This window comes from Streptomyces agglomeratus, assembly GCF_001746415.1.
GTDB lineage: Bacteria > Actinomycetota > Actinomycetes > Streptomycetales > Streptomycetaceae > Streptomyces > Streptomyces agglomeratus.
The window spans coordinates 565,784-585,985 of the sequence record NZ_MEHJ01000001.1; the positions used below are offsets into that span (position 1 = coordinate 565,784).

The window sequence follows — 20,202 nt, forward strand, 5'->3', positions numbered from 1 at the left end:
GAGCCGCACATGACCGTCGACCAGGTCGCCGGACCACGGGAGACCACGCCCAGGCCGGGACACGTACCCGTGGTGATCGTCGGAGCCGGGCCGGTGGGCGTGACCGCCGCACTCCTGCTCGCCCGGCGTGGTGTGAGGACCGTCGTCCTAGAACGCCACCACGACCTCTACCCCCTACCCCGTGCCGTCGCCACCGACGACGAGGTGCGCCGGATCCTACAGGCCGCAGGGGTCCAGGAGGAGTTCGCCGCGATCGCCCGTCCTGCGCGGGGGCTGCGGCTGCTGGACGCCCGGCACCGGGTGATGGCCGAGTTCCCGCGCGCCGCGCAGGGACAGCACGGCTTCCCACAGACCAGCATGTTCGACCAGCCCGAGTTGGAAAGACTGCTGCGGGACGCCCTGGCCCGGCGCCCGGAGTGCGAACTGCGCAGCGGGGTGGAGGTCGTCGGTGTCGAGCAGGGCGCCGACGGGCCGGTCGGTGTGACGTACCGGGACGACGAGGGCGAGCACTTCCTGCGGGCGGACGCGGTCCTCGGCTGCGACGGCGCCAACAGCGTGACCCGCGACGCCATCGGCGCCGTGTGGGAGGACCTGCGTTTCGAGGAACGCTGGACCGTCATCGACGTACGCACCAGCCTCCCGGTCCGCTGCTGGGAGGGCGTCGATCAGGTGTGCGACCCAAGCCGGCCGGCGACCTTCATGCGTATCGGCGAGGACCGCTACCGGTGGGAGTTCCGTCTGCCGGACGCGGCGGAACTGGATCACGAGCGGCTGCGTGAGCTGATTGCCCCCTGGGTGGACCTCGCACACGGCGCCGACTTCGAGGTGGTGCGACAGGCGCAGTACACCTTCCGAGCCCGCATCGTGGACCGGTGGCACCGGGGCCGGGTGTTCCTCCTCGGCGACGCCGCGCACCTCACCCCGCCCTTCGTCGGGCAGGGACTGTGCTCCGGCCTGCGCGACGCCTACAACGTCACATGGAAGCTGGCCCGTGTCCTCCAGCAGGGCGCCACTGAACGGCTGTTGGAGACCTACGAGAGTGAACGCAAGCCGCATGCCCGGCATGTGATCCGTCTCGCGGTCGCGATGGGCTGGGCCATGACCGGCGGCCAGGACGGCGCTGCCGCTGTCCGGCGCAGAGTCCTGGGCACGGCCTGCCGCATCCCCGGCCTCGCAGCGGCGGCAGGGCGCGACCTCAGTCCGGTCCTCGCCGCGGGTCCGCTCGTACGCCGTCGAGTCCGTGAGGGCGGCCGTGGTCTCGCGGGCCGCTTCTGCCCGCAGCCGTGGGTGACCGTCGACGGACGGCGAGCCCGCCTCGACGAAACGCTCGGCGACTCCTTCGCCGTTCTGACCGCCGTGCCGCTGCCTCCCTCGCTGAAGGCGGTCGTCGACGGACTCGGCGCCCGGACCGTCTGCGTGGTGGGCCTCGGCGACGACAACCGCCTCGTCGACTGGCTGCGGGAAGGGCGGACGGACGCCGTGCTGCTGCGGCCGGACCGCGTCGTGATGGACGTCGTCCCGTCCGGCGGCCACGACTTCACGGGCAGGCCCGACTGGGCGTCCCTGTTGCACACCACGCGAAGCTCATTTCCTTCACAACAGACCGTTGAGGAAGCCCTGTTGAGGAGCACGAAGCGATGAACACACCGTACCCGTCCCCCTTCTTCACGCCCCGTCCGGAAGCCGCGGCGGCCAGCCGCATCGTGGACTTCGCCCGCTGGGCGGCCCGGCACCGAGGCGTGGAGACAGGCACCGACTACGCCGACCTGCACCGCTGGTCGGTCACCGACCTGGAGGGCTTCTGGGGTGCGGTGTGGGACTACTTCGACATCGATGCGGACACCCCGCATGAGCAGGTGCTGGCCGAGGAGAGGATGCCCGGCGCCCGCTGGTTCCCCGGCGCCACCCTCAACTACACCCATCACGCCCTGCGCGGCCTCGCGGACGACGACGTGGCGATCGTCGCCCTCGACGAGACCGGCTCCGGCTACGAGGTGACGGGGAAGGGGTTGCGCTCCCAGGTCGCCTCGGTGGCCGCGACCCTGCGCGACCTGGGGGTCGGGAAGGGCGACCGGGTCGTGGGGTACCTGCCCAACACCCCACACGCGATCGTCGCCTTCCTCGCCACCGCGAGCCTCGGCGCCGTATGGTCGGTGTGCGGTCAGGACTACGCTCCGCAGGCCGCCGCCGACCGATTCGGCCAGCTCGAACCCACCGTACTGATCGCCGGGGACGGCTACCTCTTCAACGGCACGACCCACGATCGCCGCGACGCCGCCCTGGAACTGGCACGGTCGCTGCCCACCCTCAAGGCCACTCTGCTGGTCGACCACGCGGGCTTGCCCTGGCCGTCCCGGAACTACCCGTCGCTGGTCATTCCGTGGGAGGACGCGTCCACCCGCACGCAGGAGTTCCTCTGCACGCCCGTGCCGTTCGACCACCCCCTGTGGGTCGTCTTCTCCTCCGGCACCACCGGCCTGCCCAAAGGAATCGTGCACGGCCACGGCGGCGTCCTCCTGGAGCACCTCAAGACCCTCGGCCTGCACTCCGACCTCGGCCCCGGCGACCGCCTGCTCTGGTACACCACGACGCACTGGATGATGTGGAACCTGATCGTCTCCACGCTGCTGACCGGCGCGACCACGTGTACGTACGACGGCAGCCCGGCCCCCTTCGCCCGCCCGGACGTCCTGTGGGAGCTGGCGGCCCGCCACCGCGTCACGGTCTTCGGCACCAGCCCCCAGTACCTGCTGCGCATGGCCAAGTTCGGCATCAACCCCTCGGTGCACGACCTGTCGTCCGTCCGTGTGGTCGGCTGCACCGGCTCCGCCCTGCCGGCCTCCGCCTACCCCTGGGTCCGCGACCACGTCGGCGACCGCGTCCTGCTCGCATCCATCAGCGGCGGCACCGACATCGTCTCCGGCTTCGCCGGCAGCGCGCCCACAACCCCCGTCTGGGCCGGCGAACTGTCGGCCCCGCACCTCGGCGTGGCGCTGGCCGCGTACGACGCCGAAGGTCGACCGGTCGTCGACCAGGTCGGTGAACTGGTCGTCACCCGGCCCATGCCGTCCATGCCGCTGTACTTCTGGAACGACCCCGATGGCACCCGATATGACGATGCCTACTTCGCCGGCTACCCCGGGGTGTGGCGGCACGGCGACTGGATCACTTTCACCTCCCACGGCTCCGTGATCGTGCACGGCCGCTCCGACTCCACCCTCAACCGCAACGGCGTGCGCCTGGGCAGCGCCGACATCCACGATGTCGTCGAGCGCCTCCCTGAGATCACCGAAGCCCTCGTCATCGGCGCGGAGGAACCCGACGGCGGCTACTGGATGCCACTCTTCGTGGTCCTCGCTGCCGGGGCGACGCTGGACGACGCCCTGCGCGAGCGGATCCGTGAGGCGGTCCGCACCGGCGCCTCACCCCGCCACGTCCCCGACGAGATCCTCCAGGTCACGGGAATCCCGCACACCCGAACCGGCAAGAAGCTCGAAGTCCCCGTCAAACGCCTCCTTCAAGGCGCCCCGGCCGAGCAGGTAGTCAACCGTGCCTCGGTGGACGCCCCGGAACTCATCGACTACTACGCCCGGCTCGGAGCCGACCACCGCGACCGAAGGGCCACGGCATGAATACCGCACAGGTCACCACCGTCGTCGTACTCGTCCTGATCTTTCTGCCGTTGGGAGTGGCGAAGCTCGCCGCTCTACCGGTCATGCGTCGGGCAGCGGCCCACCTCGGCATGTCGCCGAACGTCTACCGCGTCGTCGGAGCCCTGGAGCTGGCCGCAGTCGTCGGGCTGCTGGCGGGACTGGCCGCGACGGCCCTCGCAGTGGCCGCCGCGATCGGACTGGCGCTGCTGATGGCCGGGGCCGCTGTGGCGCACCTGCGCCACGGTGATCCGCCGGTACGGGCCCTGCCGGCCGCCGTACTGGCCCTGGTGGCGTCGGCGTACGCCGTTGTGTCGGCGGCGGGTTGACCGTGGGGCTTCCGACGGCCCCGGCACGACACGGCGGTACCAGGAGGGCTCAGCTCAGCGACTGCCGGAGATCGCTTCCCATGCCCAGGGAGATCGTTCAGCGCCCCTCGGGAGCGACATGCGCCGGCGCCCCTCGCAACGAGCCGTACGACGACCGCTACGCACGCTATGCGGTGCCGAAGGCGCCAGTGCTCGCTTCCGACCTGCCGGGCTGCCTGACAGCGGAGGCTGAGCGACAAGCTGAGGGCCGAGTTGTCGGTAGCTACTGACAGGATGAACGGATGGGGATCAACGACGTGCAGCGCCATCCGGTGAATCAGCAACGCTTGGAGCAGGCCCTCGGTGACAAAGCGGACCGTGTTCAGCGCCGGTTCGAGGACGTTTACTATCACGGGTACCCACTGCGCGAGATGCTGTCGGAGCTCGGCTACGAGTTGCTCGACCACGTCGCCGCACGCAGCGTGCACGATCCCGACCTCCAGGAGGAACGCACCCGCCTCGCCCTGACCACGGCTGCCGAATCTCTTTTCGGCGTACTTGAGCTGGGTTGCTGCCCGGGCGGCGACTGGGAGATTCCTTTCCCGCTGACCCACACACGTTTCAGCAGCGAGGAGAAGGACTTCGACGAGATGCGGGACGCGACCGACACGATCACCGCCCGCACCTGGGTCGAAGCGTTCGACATATGTGTGGCCAGCGGCCTGGTGCGGGACTGGGAGCGGGTGGTCGGGCTGCTGCTCCGACAGGATTACGCTCCCATGCTGCACAAGAACTTGCCGCACGCGCAGCGGGACTCGGTCTCCGATCCGGCCGACCTCGCGCACATGGACGCCCTGTGCGGCTACCTGACCCCGTCCCAGGGCCATCTGCCCCGCCACTGGCCGCAGGTGACGCTGTGCAAGCCGTCCATCGACGAGCGGCTGGACGCTGCGCTGGCCCTGGACGCCGCCGGCGCGGCGAGCCCCGACCAGCGGCTGCTGCGCATCCTGCTCAGGGACGACCAGGCCGCCTTCGAGGACGCGCTGTACCAACGCCTGGTGGAGCACCGTGACGCCGTCGGTGACGATCCCGCGCCCAGGAGCCTGCTGCCGATGGGTGCGATCGCCCTGGCCGCGCTCGCGGTTCAGGTGCACGGCTGGAACCTGCGGATCAAGTCCGGCTATCTGCCCGCCTCGCTCGTGAACGCCCCCGCCCCGTCCCCCTCCTGAACCCCCGGCCTGCCCCTGCGGGCGGAAGGAGCAGGCACGCCGGTCGGTGCGGTTGTGGCACAGGGACCGGGCAGGCGGACGGTCGGGCATCCGGAGAAGGAACAGCGCCGCGGCCGCCGACACGGCGCAGATAACCTGCGCGGATGCAGCGAATTCAGCGGGCCGCCGGCGCGGTCATCGGCTCAGCAGTGGGTGACGCCCTGGGCGGCCCCTTCGAGTTCGGTCCCCAGGGAGCGTTCTCCGCGCGGTTTCCCGTGCCCGGTGCCGGTGGCGAGATGACCGGCGGCGGTGGCTGGGACGCGGGCGAGGCCACCGACGACACGCAGATGGCCGTCCTGGTCGCGGAGTCCCTGCTGGAGCAGGGCGGACTCGATCTGCCGGACATCTTTACCCGCTTCCAGCGGTGGGCGGCATCGGAACCCAAGGACATCGGCTTGCAGACCGAAGACGTCCTGACCAACGGGATGACCTGGGACCTGGCTGCCGCGGTCCATTTCCAGGTCAATCAACGAGCCGCGGGAAACGGCTCCTTGATGCGGGCATCGACCTCCGCCGTCTACTTCGCTTCCGCCGGCCGGGAGGCCACGATGGCCGCGGCCCGCCGCATCGCTGCCCTCACCCACGGCGACCGGGCGGCCTGGGAAGGCACCGCGATCTTCCACGAGCTCATCCGCGTCACGCTCGAAGACACCGATCCCCTCGTCGCGCTCCCGGACATCCTCGCTCTGGTCCACCCCGACCACCGCGGGCGCTACGCCACAGTCCTCGCGCCCGACTGGCACCCCGAACAGGCCACCGAGTTCAACGGTGCCGTCTGGCCCTGCCTGGGCTCCGCCGTCTGGGCCCTGCGCACCACCACCGGCTTCGAGGACGCGGTACGCGCGGCGATCGACCTCGGCGGTGACACGGACACTGTCGCCGCGGTGACCGGCGGCCTCGCGGGGGCGTACTACGGGCCGGACGCGATCCCCGCCCGCTGGTCCCAGGCGCTCCATGTCCCCCTCCCAGGGTTCGACGGACGCGTACTGCACCTGGCGGATCTGCTTCACCTTGCGCACCGCCTCGGCGGCTGAACCGAGCGGCCCGTACGCCCATCCCGTCACACCTGCGGTGCGGCGAGCGGGACAGACCTCTCGGGGCACCGCCTGCCGCCGCTTCTTCGTCGACGCCGCGGCGGGGCGCGACGGCGCGCGGCCTCCGCTCGCACGAAGGCGCGGCGGGAAAGCCATGGCCCAGGACGCGCCCTGTTGCGGACGTGGCGGCCTGCGCAATAGTCGGGGCATGACGTACGACCTCCCCGCCCACCAACGGGCTCTGGCCTTCGACCGGGCTGCGGGCGCGTACGCCGCTCACCGGCCGCAGTACCCCGCGGCCGTCTTCGAGACCGTGGAGGAGTTCAGCGGGCAGCGGCTTGCCGGGGCCCGGGTGGCCGATGTGGGCACCGGGACCGGGATCGCCGCCCGGGATCTGCACGAGCGCGGGGCCCGGGTGGTGGGCGTGGAGCCGGGCGCCGGGATGGCGGCGCAGTTCCGGCGCGAGCTGCCGGGGGTCCCGCTCGTGCGCGGGGACGGCAACCGGCTGCCGCTGGCCGACGGCTCACTCGACCTCGTCTCGTACGCCCAGTCCTGGCACTGGACCGACCCCTCGCGTGCTGTTCCGTCCGCCCTGCGGGTGCTGCGTCCCGGGGGCGCTCTGGCGTTGTGGTGGAGCGACCCGGATCCGGCCGTGCCGTGGGTGGCGGAGCAGGGGGCCAGGATCGAGGAATGGCTGGGGCCCGGCTGTTACATCTCCAACGTCCAGACACCGGCCGGACTTCTGTGGAAGACCCGTACGCTGCGCTGGTCGCGCCGGGTCACCGTCGATTTCCACCTCGCGAAGCTGGCCACTCATTCAGCCTTCATCGTGCTCGGCGAGCCCAGAGCCTCGGCCTTCCTCACGGCCGAACGCAAGCGCCTCGCCCAGCACTTCCCCGGTGGTGAGTTGGACGAGCCGTACGTGACGTCCGTGGCGGTGGCCGTCCGCCCCGCCTAGGGTTTGTTTGCGGCGTGGCGCCTTGAAGTCCGCGACCTGCGCGTGCGCGAAGGTGCCCATCTGGGCCCACCGGACATACGTCACGGTCCTGCCGTCCCGGCCCACCGAGAACAGGCTGACGTCGGAGGAGCCCCAGTCGGACACGGTGTGCAGACCGTGGACGGTGGCGCCCTCCTCGACACCGATCTTGCCGAAGTTCTTCTGAGTCGCGGTGACGTCGGGGTTCTCCGCCATGAGCCGCTCAGCACAGTCGGCGATCTTCCGGCGCAGCAGGCCGGCGAACGCCTTGGCCCGCTGCTCGTCGCGCTCGACCACGGTGACCTGCGACCCGTTGGTGTCGTACTCGGTCCAGTACTCGCGGTGGCTGGAGACGGACGGCAGTGACTCTCCCACGCAGACCGGGGGGTGCTCGGGCTGTCCCGCGGTGACCGGGCCGGCGTACCAGGGCGAGGTCGGGTGGGGCGGCATCTCGGCCGGCTCCAGGAACCGCGGAGAGCCGGCCGCCGTCGCGGGGGCGGCGGCCAGCGTGAGTGCGGTCCCGGCGGCCAGCGCGGCCAGCACGAGTCGGGCACCGCGTGTGCGAACGTTCATGATTCCCCCATGCGTTGCTGTCGAGACGACCGGATACGGAGGACGGGACCCAGTTGGGCGGCCCGCCGGAACGCTTCTGGTCATTACAGCTTGTACGACCCGCTACGGGGTTCTTTCGTTGCCCTGCGCCCTTGCTGCAACTACGTCACAAATGTCACCGAACGGCAACGCCCCACATCGCGTGACGATCGAGGTCCGGAAGTCCCGCGCCCGGCTTCCAGTCCTCGAAGCGGTTCACGCTGCGCAAGCCGAAGCGCGAATGACCCAAGGCGCCACCCCGGGTGCTCGGCTCTGTGCCGGCCGGGGTGACCGCTCGGTCGGTCAGGTCGTCAGAGATTTCGATCTGCCCGAGACCGCGGTGCGGGACTGTGTCCAGCGGGCCGAAGCCGACGCCGGCGGGAGGGGCAGCCTGACCACGCCAACACTCCGGTGGCTCACACGTTCTAGGATCCCGGGATGAATGATGAGCTGCCTCGCATTACGGTCCTGGGGTGCGCGACGCCGTACGCCAGTGCGGACAACCCGTGCTCGGGCTATCTGGTGTCGTGCGACGACACCCGCATCTGGGTGGATGCCGGGAGCGGGACGCTCGGCCCGCTCCAGCGGCATGTGCGGCTGGACGAGCTCGACGCGATCTGGATCTCCCACCTGCACGCCGATCACAGCGCGGACCTGCTCACCGCCTACTACGCCCTTCTCTACGCGGACATCTGCCTGGCAGCGCCGATTCGTCTCTTCGGCCCGCCGGGAATCGCCGACCGGCTGGCCGGATTCCTCACCAACACATCGACCCGCAGTCCGATCGAATCCGCCTTCGCCGTCACCGAGTTGCACGACGGGCATCAGGCGGCCATCGGCTCGCTGAAGCTGACCAGCCGGGCGGTGGCCCACGGCATCCCGGCATTCGCCGTCCGGATCGAGGCGGCCGGCAGGTCGCTGGTGTACTCCGGGGACACCGCGCCGTGTCCGAGCCTCACGCAGCTGGCCGACGACTGCGACGTATTGCTCTGCGAAGCCGAGAGCGCACAGGCGCCGGACAACGGTGACCAGGTGCACCACACCCCCGAGGACGCCGGCGACACCGCACGCATCGCCCGGGCAGGCCGACTGATCGTTACGCATGTCGGCCGCTTCCTGACCCCCGGCAGGCAGTGGCCCGCGCCTCCACCCGGTTCGACGGCCCCATCGACTACGCGACCCCCGGCGCCACCTTCACCATCGGGCAAGCGACAACCGCCGCAGTGGGCTCGACGGACTGACGGGTCGAAGCGAACCCTGGTCCGTATCGGGGCGCTTGGCCGGCCCCGGCACGACGGGCCAGGCAGAGCACCACGTCCGCCCTGGCCCCGGCGGACACCTCCGCCTCCGCCGGAGATGTTGGCCCGCATCAGTCCCGCACGCCGCGCGGCCGGGTACGCCGCCACTCATCGGGGCTCCCCCGTGTGCCGGCCGATCGGATTCTGTGCAGCGATCGCGAACCACCGGCACACAAGCACACAAAGGCCATATGGCTTGTTTGACACTCGAACAGGCAGTCGGCTTATGTGATCCACGGGGGGGAGGGGTGCCCACTCCCACCGGTTGTTGTCCTCTGGGAAAGAAGCAGATGTCATACCCACCGCAGCCGCATCCGAGCAGCCCGAACCCGTACGCCCAGCAGCCACCCGCCGCCCCATATCCGCCGCCGGGCAGCCCTCCCCCGAGCCAGCCGCCCTGGACGCCCCCGGGTAGCGCTCCCCGCAGCGGTCGCGGACGGAAGGTCTTCGGCGCCATCCTCAGCGTCTGCGGGGCTGTGCTGCTTCTTGGCGGAGGCGCGCTCACTGCGCACGTCTACAGCAATGCCGGCCAAGAACTGCCGAACTCCGAGTACGGCAGTGTGATGTGGCGGGACGAGCAGGTCGACAAGTTCTTCCCGCTCACGATCGGCCGCGGCGGTTACAACGACAGCGGACTGTACGACCGCGACAAGGCGCTGTGGCACCGTGTGGGAATCTCCCCGGAGACCGACTGCGACAAGGGCCTGACCCGGAACACGCTCAAGGCCGCACAGGACAACGGCTGCAAGGCGATCCTGCGAGCCACGTACGTCGACCCCACCGCGAACATGGTGACGACCGTCGCCGTCGTCGTACTCCCCGACGGGCCGGCCGAGGCAGGGCCGAAGAACAAGGTCGACAAGGCATTCGAAGACAGTCGCCACACGGACGGTGCGGTCGCCCCGTACGCGGTTCCAGGAACGGCCGCCGCCAAGTGGAAGAGCCGCAACGGCGCCTATCTGATGGCTGTTCCCGGCGAGAACCTGCCGTACGCCGTCGGAGCCAGCATCGGCTCGGTGGACGGCTACGTCTCCGGCCAGCTGCCGGGCGAGTTCGGCGAGCTCGCGATGAACAACGATACGGACCGGGATGCCTGGCACGCCGACGCCAAGGACCTCGTCGAGCTCTTCCTCTCCCACATGTTCACTCTGCAAGACGGAGGGCTGCGATGAGCAGCGTCCCATTCGTGCGCACCACCGCCGTCACCGCCACCGCTCTCGCCGCCCTGCTGGGCGGAGCGTTCTCATGGGGCGCGCCGTCGGCCGTCGCGGCCGAAAACGCGCCCACGGGTTGGGAGTCGGCCTCGCTCGGTCTTCCGGCCGCCCACCGGACCACCCAGGGCGAGGGTGTGACGGTGGCGGTACTGGACAGCGGCATCAACGCCGATCACCCGGCTCTCAAGGGGCGGGTGGCGAAGGTGGGGCCCGATTTCTACAACAGTGACGGCCTGCGCCCCGGTGACAAGGACTACGGCGTTCACGGCACCGCCATGGTCTCCGACGTCCTCAAGGCCGCCCCCAAGGCCCGGATCATCACGGCCCGGGTCATCAACGACAGCAAGGACGAGAAGCTCATACGCCTGAAGGACGGCGTCAGCCCCCTCGCGAAGGGCATCGACTTCGCGGTCGAAAATGGCGCTGACGTCATCTCCCTGTCGCTCGGCGGCGGGTTGTTCTCCGATCTGGACAGCAGCGAGGTAGGCGCCGCGTCCCGCGCCGTGCAAAAGGGGGTGACCATCCTCGCGGCGGCCGGTAACAGCGGCGACGAGGGCAATGAGGGCAACTTCCCCGCCGGGTACCCGACCGTGATCGCCGTCGCCGCGACCCAGCCCGGCGGCACTCGGGCCGAGTTCAGCACCGCGCGTACGCACAACACCATCGCCGCCCCCGGTGTGCAGATCGCCAGCGCCAAGAACACCGGCGGCTACTTCAACGTCGACGGCACCTCACCGGCCGCCGCGCTCGCCTCCGGCGTCACCGCGCTGATGCTCGCTAAGAACCCGGACCTGACGCCGGCCCAGACTCGCGCCATCCTCATGCGTACCGCCCAGGCGCCCGCAGGCGGTCACAACCCGCTCGTCGGCGCGGGACAGATCAACGCGGCCGCCGCGGTCCGCGCGGCAGCCAACCCACCCAGCATCGACACCGCACCAAGGCCCTACGAAGGCGACAAGAAGCACTTCGCCTCGCCGAGCGGAACCAGCAAGATCAGCCACCCGCCGATCGACCAGGGACTCCGCACCGTGGGTCTGGGCGCGGCGGCCGGCGGCTTGCTGCTCGTCGTCTGCGGACTGCTGCTGGCACTCCGCATGAAGCAACGCGTATCCATCTGATCCGACGCGAACCCGAGGGCCACCGTGCTGCACGGTGGCCCTCGGTTTCGTTGCGGGGACCATGCGGGAGTGCCGCTGTCCATCTGCCCTGTCCCCCAGAGACTCAACGAATGCCGCACCACCTCGAACGGCCTCATACTTCGGGACAGTGCGGCCGACTTGGGCCCCGCGGCCAGGGCGAGAAGCTGCTCGCTTTGCGCGTCCGTGAGGTCAGGGCCGGTCAGCGTGGACAGCCCCTGACGCCATTTACGATTCCCCGCTTACGAAGAGCCGGACTGTGCGGCACGCGCGACTGTGCGCCGTACCTGTGAGCGGCCGGCGAGGGGTACATGCGGAAACCTCCTCAGATGGTGTGAGGAGGGACACGTCCTTCGAGGGCTGTCGCACCGGATGAAGGATGGCCGAAAAGCGCGCACAGGCGGCTTGCAGCACCGACCTCTTCCTGGGGGGCCGTCGACGATCGTCAGAGCGACGATGCTGCCCTCTGCGCCCACGCGCCTTCTCTACGTATAGATCATCAGGGCAGCTCAGGCCATGGGTCAGGTCAGGTGCAACTGCGGTGATCACACCTTACAACTCAGTGGTTATTCACTGTATGTCATAGATAGCCCCTCTTTGGTTGATTAGCCACCTTTCCACTAGTTGCCGCCCTCTTCAACAAGCCCGACCGTCGTCCGAAACCTTTTGTTGACGGAGCGAATTTGCGCGGGTTAGGTTTCATCGACGTCTTCGATAAGTGCAAACGCGAAGCCAGGAGGAGGGATTGTGGCCATCGCCACTGAAGGTGCGACGAGCTTTTACTTAACCGAACCCGGTGCGATCAAGACGCGAAAGTTGCCAGCACTCCCGGCCGCCCCTCCAACTCACCTCCTATTGCCATTTCAGGACTTTCACTCAACCTCTCCGAAGGAATACGGAAGTTGCTGCTCGGCTTCGGGACAGAGGGCGGGGGAAATGAATAATCCATCTTCTGCGGCCTGAGGGTGGACGATCCAGCGGTCGGTCGCGTTCGACTACCACCCGTAGAACGTGCCCCATCCCCTGCGTAGGGGCTTCCTCGCGCCGCTCTGCCTGCGTCAGGCCCACGAGGCAGTTGCTGCGCCTCGCCTGTCGTCCGTGCGCGACGCGCTGCCGCTGACCTCGGGCCGCAGGCCGGCCGTTCATTGGAGAGCGTCTGCCGCGACCTGGTAGTCGCGCCGGGGTGACCTCGTCGCCCTGGACAACCAAGCGGTGGTGCACGGGGCGCGGCGCGTTCCAGCTTCGCTACGACAGGCGCGACCGGTGGCTACGCCGGTTCAATTCCTTGCGTTCCACCCCGCTGTGGCCCAGCGGGTGAGGCGGCAACACGTGTGCTGCCCGCGATGACGGACATCCGCGGAGCCGCCCGCCCCCCCCGCCCACAGCTATGCCCTTGCGCCCTGACGTCGCGGCACGCGGGTGACCCATTTGACATGAATGAGGAAGATGGATCTGTACGAGGTAATCGGGCTGCTCCTGGCCGCGACGGCAGCCGGGTGGGTGGATGCCGTCGTGGGCGGGGGCGGGGTGCTCCTCATCCCGGTGCTGCTGCTGTCCTTCCCGCAGTACCCGCCCGCGACAGCGCTCGGCACCAACAAGATCGCCGCCGTCATGGGCACCGCGACCGCCGCGTACATGTACCAGAGGCGTACACGCCTGGATCGCTCGGTCCTCGTGCCGGCCGCGGCACTCGCGGTCCCGTTCGGCGCGCTGGGGGCTTTGTCCGCGGCAAGCGTGCCCACGAGTTACTTCAGGCCCGTCATCATGGCTCTGCTGGTCTCGGTGGCACTCTTCGTAGCCTTCAGGCCGAGCTTCGGCGTGCAGCAGACGGACACCGTCGTAACCCGGCGTCGCCGCATTACGGCCATTCTTCTGGCGGGCGTCGGGATCGGTTTCTACGACGGCGTATTCGGCCCCGGAGTCGGCACCTTCCTCATCATTTCCTTCACCACCCTCCTTGCCACACAGTTCCTGGAGAGCGCTGCCATGGCGAAAGTCATCAACGCCTCGTCCAATCTGGGCGCCCTGGCGGTTTTCGCATGGCAGGGGAACGTTCTGTGGGCCATCGGCCTCGGAATGGCTGTTGGGAATATAACGGGCGCGATGATCGGCTCACGCACCGCGATGAAAAAGGGCTCCGGCTTCGTGCGGGTTGTATTGGTGCTTGTGGTCACGGGAATGGTGATAAAGATGGGTTTCGATCAGTTCGCTTAAGTGCCGCGCCGTCTCGCCAGGGGCCGTAGTCCTGCCGGTGCTGCTCGCTCCGGCCAGCCCACAGCGGCTTCTGCATGACGACGCGGAGATCGCCACCGCCCGGGCGGCGGGCCTTGGGAACGGTCTCCACGCCAGCACCGACAGCCACCACGCCTTCCCCGAGGTGGCCGGATCTGTCAAGGGCGACTGCTGACCCCCACCCATGTCGGCTTCGGCAATCTGCGCACGCAGGGCATCCTCACCGGCGCGACCCCGGAGGGTGCACGCATCGAACGCCTTCCACTGACATGCGAGGGCCGCCATGGAAACGAATTCTGGTTCGGAAGATCGAGAACGACGGGGACGACGGCGCTACTTCACCCTCGACGGCACCGATCACACCGACCGTTTCTCGGGCAGGAGGGCCTGAGCTTCTTTGATCAGCCGGCTCTTGAGCACCCCCCGTGCATTTGCCGGCAGCAGAGCGGGGTCCAACTGGCCGGGGCCGGCTTCGTAAGGGTGCAGGGCATTGCGGATGTGGGCGTAGGCGCGGGGGTGCTGCACAGCCAGCAGTCGGCCGGCCTGCTCGATCGCTTCGGGACGTGCGTGGGTTTCCGGTGCGTGGTCTTTGCGGGTGGCGACGGTCTGCATGAGGTGGCGCACGACGCGGTCGCATTCGAGAGCGGATGGCCTGGCGGGTGTCCTTGCGAGACTTGAAACCAGGTGCACCCATGCGCGGGCGCTTGCCCTTGAGACCGTCGAAGAAGTTCCGGTACGCGGTGTCCAGGTCCCGAAGGGACTGCTGCAACACAACCGACGACACCTCGGCGAGCCAAGCCCGCTCGGGAGTCTTCTTCGCAGCGGTCAGCTGCCTGGACAGCTCACCGGACGCAACAAACGGCAGCCCCGCGCAACGAGCGGCCTCACGAACACGAAGCGCGTCGTTGAAGACAACCCGAGCACACCCGAACGCCCGCCCCAACGCCAGACGCTGACTGGCACTCGGGTACACGCGGAACGAATACCGAAGCTGCACGAAGATCACATTACCCTTCGGTCTATGTCACCACGATGAAACCCCAACCCCGATATACGCACCGGGCGTCACGTCGTCTCCTCCTGGTGCGCTACCCGCCCAAGGTCCAGCTCTCCAAGCTGGTCAACTCGCTCAAGGGGGCCAGCTCCCGCAGGCTCCGTCAGGAGTACGACAACCACGTCCGCCGGTACCTGTGGGCCCACACTTCTGGCCCGGCTCCCACTTCGCCGGCTCACGCGCCGGGGCGCCACTGACCCTGGTCAAGCAGTACATCGACAACCAGAAGCGGCCCATCTCACCGACACCCCAAAGGCCCAGAGAACCCCGGCGCTCCGCACCGCCGGGTCAACAATGCGCTTCACCCCCCACCCTGAAGGGTGAAGCACTCCGCAAGATCAAGGTAAAACCGTCGGGCGTTGATGATCTGCATGGCGTCGTCGCGGGGCAGCTGGCTGAGATCGGTGTTCAGGGGTCCCAGTTTTTGGTCAGCTCGGTCAGGTCTGTTTTCCACCGGCGTACGGCCATCGGGTGGCGTAGCAGGACGTTGCGCTCGTTGTGTTCCCGGGCGTCGTCTGCGACGGTGTCGCGGAAGGAGACATGGCCTTGTTGCAGCAGGTGGGCGACGGGCGGGGTCATGGTGACCTTCAGCTAGCCGGTGTCGCAGGCTTCTTCGATGGAATCGAAGACGTCTTGGGCGGGTGGTTGCGGCGGCGGTTCGACGATGCCCCGCTCCCGCTTGGCCTGTTCCACCAGGCGGCTGTAGTCGGCGGGGAATGCCTTGGACAGCCACGACAGCGCGGTGTGCTGCGCGTTGAGTGCGTTGAGGTGTTCTCGGGTGAGCGTTCGAATGCCTCGCGGCGGTACTGGGCGCTGACGCGTCGTGCTTCGTGCAGATTCGCGCGTACCCGGCGGAGCTTGGTCTCCGCCCCTTCCGCTCGGCCGTCGCCGGTCAGGCGCATGCGCTCAGCCGATACCTGCAACTCCCCCTCGTCCCACAGCAGCGCGTCCTGCCAGTCCAGGTGCCATTCCGGCCCGCGCAGCAGTCGGCGTACGGGGCGCGTCAGGCGCCGGGTGGCATCGGCGATAGAGACCGTGACCAGGTTGCGGAGGTCGTCGTCGAAGCACCTGACCAGTTCCTCCGCTGTAAGGTGGGGTACGTCCGCCAGCAGGACCCTGCGCTCACTCGCAGCTTCTGTCATCAGCCCCTCCTCGTCCCGCCGTGATCACCCACCGTAGCTCCAAGAGCCCATACCTGTAGGCGACTTGGGCAGCGTCCCGCTGGTCTACCGGAAGCCGGCGGGGCGTGGCGGTGCGCCGAAGCCGCGACCTGGGGTTGTTGTGAGCGGGCCTCGACGAATGGGCCCCGTACCTGCGGCGGGACCTCAAGGGACGTGGCTCTTCCCCCGTGGCGGGTGAGGCGAGGGGCGCGTACGCCGGTTGCAATGAAATGCGGCGGAAGGGCGCGCATCGGCCGCTGCCGGGCCGGCTCGGCGAGGTGGCCACCGTGAAGCACCGGCGGTCGCCCGCACGACACCTGCCGACCGCCTCGGGAGGCCGTTCGCGGAGCCTGACGCCGACGCTCCGGGCGGGGTGACGCGCTGAGCCGAAGGGAGTCACAGGTGTCCAGTACCACGAGCGGACCGACCACGCCGCGCCGGAAGGGCCGCGCCCAGCGACGCGCCGAGCTCCGCTCCCAAGCGGACTACACGGGCGGCGTCTACGGGTCCATGCTCGCCGCCTCCGTGGTCATCGGCGCTGGCTCCCTGGGCCAGTTCCCCCGCACCGAGCTGGTGCTGCTGCTGTTGCTCACCGGCCTCGTCTTCTGGGTCGCGCACGTGCACGCCCAGCTGTTCGGGGCGCGCCTGGCACGGCAGGCGCCGGACCGCCGGGGCGTGCTGCGCGTGTGCCGCGAAGAGTGGCCGATCGTCAAAGCTGCCGTCCCGCCGGCCGCCGCGGTGGCCGTCAGCCCACTGCTGGGCCTGGACGTGCGCGGCGCGCTCTGGCTGGCGCTTTCCATCGCCGTGGCCGGCCAGGTGGGCTGGTCTGTGGCGGCGGCCCGCCGCGCCGGCGCCTCCCGGCGGCTGATGGCCGTCACCGCCTCGGTCAATCTCCTGCTCGGCCTGCTGATCATCTTCTTCAAGATCGTGCTCACACATTGAGAAGCCTCAGCCCCACGGCTTGCGCCGCCGGACGACGGGTCACCTGCACCGGGTGATGCCCAGCGAAGCCTCCGGGCGGACCATCACAGAGACAGGGCGTCTCCACCCGTCCCAGGCATGTCCATAGGAGGACAGCTCGTGCGCTACGAGATCCGCGTCGAGGGACATCTGTCGGAAACACTGGCCAAAGCCTTCCCGGAGCTGGGCCACGTGGTGATGTCCGGCCAGACCGTCCTGTTCGGCCCTGTCGTGGACGAGGCACACCTGTACGGACTCCTGGCACGCTGCCAGTCGCTGGGACTGCGCGTCATGGAGATGCGGCAGCTGCCGGAGTGACGGGACCGGGCCCGGCCGGGGCACGGGCTGGGGTCGCTCGTGCGGTGTCTCCTCTTCCGTGCGGCCGGCGCACCGAAGGGCCGGGCGCGGCGACGGCCCACCTCACCGCCACGCCGAGGTCAGCGGATCACCCGTGGTGGGTGACCCGGCACCCGGTGGATGGCGTCACCCTGGAACGGCCAGGTGCTCGCACCACCGCACACCACCCACTCGCCCCGTCGGCGGTCCGCAAGCGACCGATCGCTCACGCGAGGAGGAGCCATGACCATGCCACACGGTTCGGCGTCCGGTCCGGCATCGCGCGCCGGGCAGCAACACGAGCCCGACGGCGCCGCACCAGAACCGGCGGGCGATTCCGTCGCACCAGGGCCGACGGGCGATATCGCGTACGTGCTCGCCCGGCTCGGCCGTTCATGGACCTGGATCATGGGGTCGGCCGTCGCGACGCTGGTGCCGGGCGTCCTCCTCCTGGTCTGGCCGGAAGCCACCCTGCACGTCCTGGCCGTCCTCATCGGCCTGTACCTGCTGGTGGACGGAGCGTTCCGGTTCGTGGCCGTCTTCGCGCGCAGGGCACACGAACGGCTGCCGGGGCTGCTCCTGGCCGTGCTGTACGTCCTGGCCGGAGTGCTGTGCCTGCGGAACCCGCTTCAGACCATCGCCGCCCTCTCCCTGATCGTCGGGGTCCTGTGGCTCGTGTCCGGCATCCTCACCCTCTATACGGCCCTCGCGACTCAGGACCTGCCGCACCGGGGCGTCGTCGTCGGCGTCGCGGTGCTCGGCATCGTCGCGGGCATCGTGGTGCTCGCGCTGCCGGCCGAGTCGGCCCGCGCCCTGACCCGGCTGCTCGGCCTGTGGCTCGTGCTGCTCGGTCTGAGCGAGGCGTGGGTGGCCCTCGCGTGGCGGGCCGCGCTCCGCAAGGCACAGGCCACGGGGCCACACGCCCCCGCCGCGGCGGCCTGACCCGTATCCGACGTTTCCGGCGCACACACGGAGGGACCACCCATGAACCCGGCCGCGACCCCGGATTCGCCGGACACCGGCGGAACCGCGAACCCGGAGCACGTCATGACCGCCGAGGAACGGGCCGAGTACGAGCGACTGCGCCGCGACGCGGCGGTGCGCCACCGGGGCGTACGCCGGGCCGGTGCCTCGGTTCTCGTCCTGCTGGCGCTGCTGCTCGCGCCGGTCGCCGTTGTCGCGGCCTGGGTCCAGGAGACGGTCTCCGACACCGACCGGTACGTGGAGACCGTCGCGCCGCTGGCGTCCGAGCCGGCCGTGCAGGAGGCCGTGATCAACCGGCTGACGGACCGCGTGGTGGACAACGTGGACGTCGCTGCGGTGACGGACTCGCTCACCAGGGCCCTTCAGGACGCCGGCGCGCCGCCCCGCGTCGTGGAGGGGGCCGAAGCCCTCGAAGGTCCGCTGCGCAGCGCTGTGAGGTCCGTCGTGGACCGTACCGTCAGTCGTGTGATCACGAGTGACGTGTTCCAGCAGGTGTGGGAGGGCGCCAACAGGCGGTCGCACGCCGCGGTGGTGAACATGCTCACCGGTGACGGCGACAGCGCGCTGCGCGCCGAGGACGGCGCCGTCAAACTGGACGTGGGCGAGGTCGTAGACGAGGTACGGGAGCGGCTCGTCGGCGCGGGGTTCGACAAGGCGGCCGCCATTCCGGACACCGACCGGACGATCACGTTGTTCGAGACCGAGGAACTGGGCAAGGCGCAGGACGCGATGCGGCTGCTGGACATCCTCGGCACCTGGCTGCCCGTCCTGACCGTCGTACTCGCCGCGCTCGCCGTGTGGACCGCTCCGGCCCACCGCATGATGCTGATCGTCACCGCGGCGGGCGTCGCCCTGATGATGGTGGTGCTGCTCGTGGCGCTGGCCGTGGTCAGACGGGTGTACCTGGACTCGGTCCCGTCAACGGCGCTGCCCACCGACGCGGCCGCGACGATCTTCGACACGTTCGTCCGGTTCCTGCGCGACAGCACGCGCACCCTGCTGGTCCTCTCGTTGGTCACGGCACTGATCGCGTACCTGTACGGTCGCGGGCGTCTCGCGCGTGCCGTCCGTACCACGGCGGGGCGGGGCACGACAGCCGCCGGCCGGGCGCTGCACCGGGCCGGAATGAGCACCGGGTCCACCGGACACCGGCTGGCGGAGTACCGGGCGTGGACCACCGGCGGCGTCATCGCGGCCGGGGCGCTGGCGCTGCTGCTGTGGAACCACCCCACGGTCGGGGCGATCGCGCTCGTCCTCGGCGTCGGCGTGGCCGTACTGATCGTCCTGGCGATCCTCGCGGCCGCCGGGGAGCCGGCCGACCGGCCGGCGGAGCGGGTGCCCGGCTAGCCATGGCCTAGGGACCCCTCGCCGCGTTCCCTGTGTGGGAGAGCGCCTCGTCCCCCGGCGGGGCGCCTGCCCTGTCGCGCCAGGGGCGCCCGGCAACTCACCCGCACCGGGTGAGGCCGCCCGGTGACCGCTGTGCGCACTCTGAAGTCGGCGCAGAACAGCTGCCGGGCGAAGCCCGGGACGGAGGACGGACATGAGCGAGCAGACCTATCTGGCATACGACTACCCGCTGCTGGGCGCCTTTTGGACCATGTTCCTGTTCTTCCTGTGGATCATGTGGTTCATCCTGCTGTTCCGGATCATCACCGACATCTTCCGTGACGACTCGATGAACGGCTGGGCCAAGACGGGCTGGCTGGTGTTCTGCATCCTCCTGCCCTTCCTGGGAGTGTTCGTCTACGTGATCGCGCGAGGCAGGAACATGGGCCGCCGGGAGGTGGCACAGGCGCGTGCGCAGCAGGAGGAGTTCAAGGACTACATCAGGCAGACCGCGGCCGGCGGACGGCCCAGCAATGTCGATGAACTCGCCCGGCTGGCCGAGATCCGTGACCGGGGCGCCATCACTGAGGAGGAGTTCCGCAGGGCGAAGGAACTCGTACTGAGCGGTCAGGGTACGCAGTCGCACCCGGGCTCTCCCACGCCCGGTGCCTGAGC

At 69.5% G+C, this 20,202-nt stretch carries 17 protein-coding genes and 3 pseudogenes; 16 read left to right on the plus strand and 4 right to left on the minus strand.

Translation table 11 applies throughout. The annotated features are described in order from the left end of the window. Window positions 1–9 precede the first annotated feature (9 nt). From mhpA to AS594_RS02260, 10 genes and pseudogenes are all read left to right on the plus strand, one after another. Entirely contained in the window at window positions 10–1,641 is a 1,632-nt protein-coding gene (gene mhpA / locus AS594_RS02215) for a bifunctional 3-(3-hydroxy-phenyl)propionate/3-hydroxycinnamic acid hydroxylase MhpA (RefSeq protein ID WP_069933558.1), read from the plus strand. After that, the gene (locus AS594_RS02220; RefSeq protein ID WP_069933557.1) at window positions 1,638–3,632 is read left to right on the plus strand and encodes an acetoacetate--CoA ligase; all 1,995 of its coding nucleotides are present in this window, start codon (window positions 1,638–1,640) and stop codon (window positions 3,630–3,632) included. The genes mhpA and AS594_RS02220 overlap by 4 nt, the downstream gene beginning before the upstream one ends. Next, window positions 3,629–3,979 carry a DoxX family protein gene (locus tag AS594_RS02225; RefSeq protein ID WP_069925402.1) on the plus strand — a complete coding sequence of 117 codons (351 nt, stop codon included), beginning with the start codon at window positions 3,629–3,631 and terminating at the stop codon, window positions 3,977–3,979. The genes AS594_RS02220 and AS594_RS02225 overlap by 4 nt, the downstream gene beginning before the upstream one ends. A 281-nt stretch (window positions 3,980–4,260) precedes the next feature. After that, complete coding sequence (locus tag AS594_RS02230; protein WP_240508905.1) at window positions 4,261–5,187, plus strand: immunity 49 family protein; 927 nt, start codon at window positions 4,261–4,263, stop codon at window positions 5,185–5,187. 143 nt (window positions 5,188–5,330) lie between these two features. Next, on the plus strand, window positions 5,331–6,260 hold the full coding sequence (locus AS594_RS02235; protein ID WP_069933556.1) for an ADP-ribosylglycohydrolase family protein: 930 nt from the start codon (window positions 5,331–5,333) through the stop codon (window positions 6,258–6,260). Window positions 6,261–6,468: 208 nt separating this feature from the next. Next, window positions 6,469–7,218 (plus strand): class I SAM-dependent methyltransferase, encoded by a 750-nt coding sequence (locus AS594_RS02240; RefSeq protein ID WP_069925404.1) that lies wholly within the window; start codon window positions 6,469–6,471, stop codon window positions 7,216–7,218. Between the two features lie 1,047 nt (window positions 7,219–8,265). Then, window positions 8,266–9,068 (plus strand): annotated as a pseudogene (locus tag AS594_RS02245) (MBL fold metallo-hydrolase). Window positions 9,069–9,601: 533 nt separating this feature from the next. Continuing rightward, window positions 9,602–10,297 (plus strand): hypothetical protein, encoded by a 696-nt coding sequence (locus AS594_RS02250; RefSeq protein ID WP_079148337.1) that lies wholly within the window; start codon window positions 9,602–9,604, stop codon window positions 10,295–10,297. Next, window positions 10,294–11,457, plus strand: coding sequence for a S8 family peptidase (locus AS594_RS02255; protein WP_069933553.1), 1,164 nt, complete (start codon window positions 10,294–10,296; stop codon window positions 11,455–11,457). The genes AS594_RS02250 and AS594_RS02255 overlap by 4 nt, the downstream gene beginning before the upstream one ends. Window positions 11,458–12,921: 1,464 nt before the next feature. Next, window positions 12,922–13,689, plus strand: a complete 768-nt coding sequence (locus AS594_RS02260) for a TSUP family transporter (protein ID WP_069933552.1) — start codon at window positions 12,922–12,924, stop codon at window positions 13,687–13,689. 375 nt (window positions 13,690–14,064) lie between these two features. Here the strand turns inward: AS594_RS02260 and AS594_RS44435 are convergent, their stop codons facing one another. Together AS594_RS44435 and AS594_RS40735 are read right to left on the minus strand one after the other, a co-directional pair. Next, entirely contained in the window at window positions 14,065–14,331 is a 267-nt protein-coding gene (locus tag AS594_RS44435; RefSeq protein ID WP_069933551.1) for a hypothetical protein, read from the minus strand. 19 nt (window positions 14,332–14,350) lie between these two features. Then, window positions 14,351–14,704 (minus strand): annotated as a pseudogene (locus AS594_RS40735) (helix-turn-helix domain-containing protein); the annotation flags it as partial. An 80-nt stretch (window positions 14,705–14,784) separates the two neighbouring features. Between AS594_RS40735 and tnpA the strand changes: the two are divergent. Further along, window positions 14,785–14,999 (plus strand): annotated as a pseudogene (tnpA, locus tag AS594_RS40740) (IS200/IS605 family transposase); the annotation flags it as partial. Window positions 15,000–15,169: 170 nt separating this feature from the next. On the opposite strand, the gene AS594_RS44440 reads toward tnpA, so the two are convergent. Both AS594_RS44440 and AS594_RS43820 read right to left on the minus strand, forming a co-directional pair. Then, the gene (locus AS594_RS44440) at window positions 15,170–15,340 is read right to left on the minus strand and encodes a hypothetical protein (protein ID WP_167367936.1); all 171 of its coding nucleotides are present in this window, start codon (window positions 15,338–15,340) and stop codon (window positions 15,170–15,172) included. 8 nt (window positions 15,341–15,348) lie between these two features. Further along, window positions 15,349–15,903: a hypothetical protein gene (locus tag AS594_RS43820; protein WP_141747141.1), complete on the minus strand. Its 555-nt coding sequence runs from the start codon at window positions 15,901–15,903 to the stop codon at window positions 15,349–15,351. A 420-nt stretch (window positions 15,904–16,323) separates the two neighbouring features. On the opposite strand from AS594_RS43820, the gene AS594_RS02275 reads away from it, so the two are divergent. The 5 genes from AS594_RS02275 (at window position 16,324) to AS594_RS02295 (ending at window position 20,200) form a co-directional block, all read left to right on the plus strand. Further along, a complete protein-coding gene (locus AS594_RS02275; protein ID WP_069933549.1) occupies window positions 16,324–16,863 on the plus strand; it encodes a hypothetical protein in 540 nt (179 codons plus the stop codon). Between the two features lie 138 nt (window positions 16,864–17,001). Further along, entirely contained in the window at window positions 17,002–17,199 is a 198-nt protein-coding gene (locus AS594_RS02280) for a hypothetical protein (RefSeq protein WP_069925412.1), read from the plus strand. A 261-nt stretch (window positions 17,200–17,460) separates the two neighbouring features. Beyond that, the gene (locus tag AS594_RS02285; protein ID WP_069933548.1) at window positions 17,461–18,159 is read left to right on the plus strand and encodes an HdeD family acid-resistance protein; all 699 of its coding nucleotides are present in this window, start codon (window positions 17,461–17,463) and stop codon (window positions 18,157–18,159) included. A gap of 42 nt (window positions 18,160–18,201) precedes the next feature. Continuing rightward, window positions 18,202–19,548, plus strand: a complete 1,347-nt coding sequence (locus tag AS594_RS02290) for a hypothetical protein (protein ID WP_069933547.1) — start codon at window positions 18,202–18,204, stop codon at window positions 19,546–19,548. A gap of 193 nt (window positions 19,549–19,741) precedes the next feature. Continuing rightward, window positions 19,742–20,200, plus strand: a complete 459-nt coding sequence (locus AS594_RS02295) for an SHOCT domain-containing protein (protein WP_069933546.1) — start codon at window positions 19,742–19,744, stop codon at window positions 20,198–20,200. Window positions 20,201–20,202: the final 2 nt, after the last annotated feature.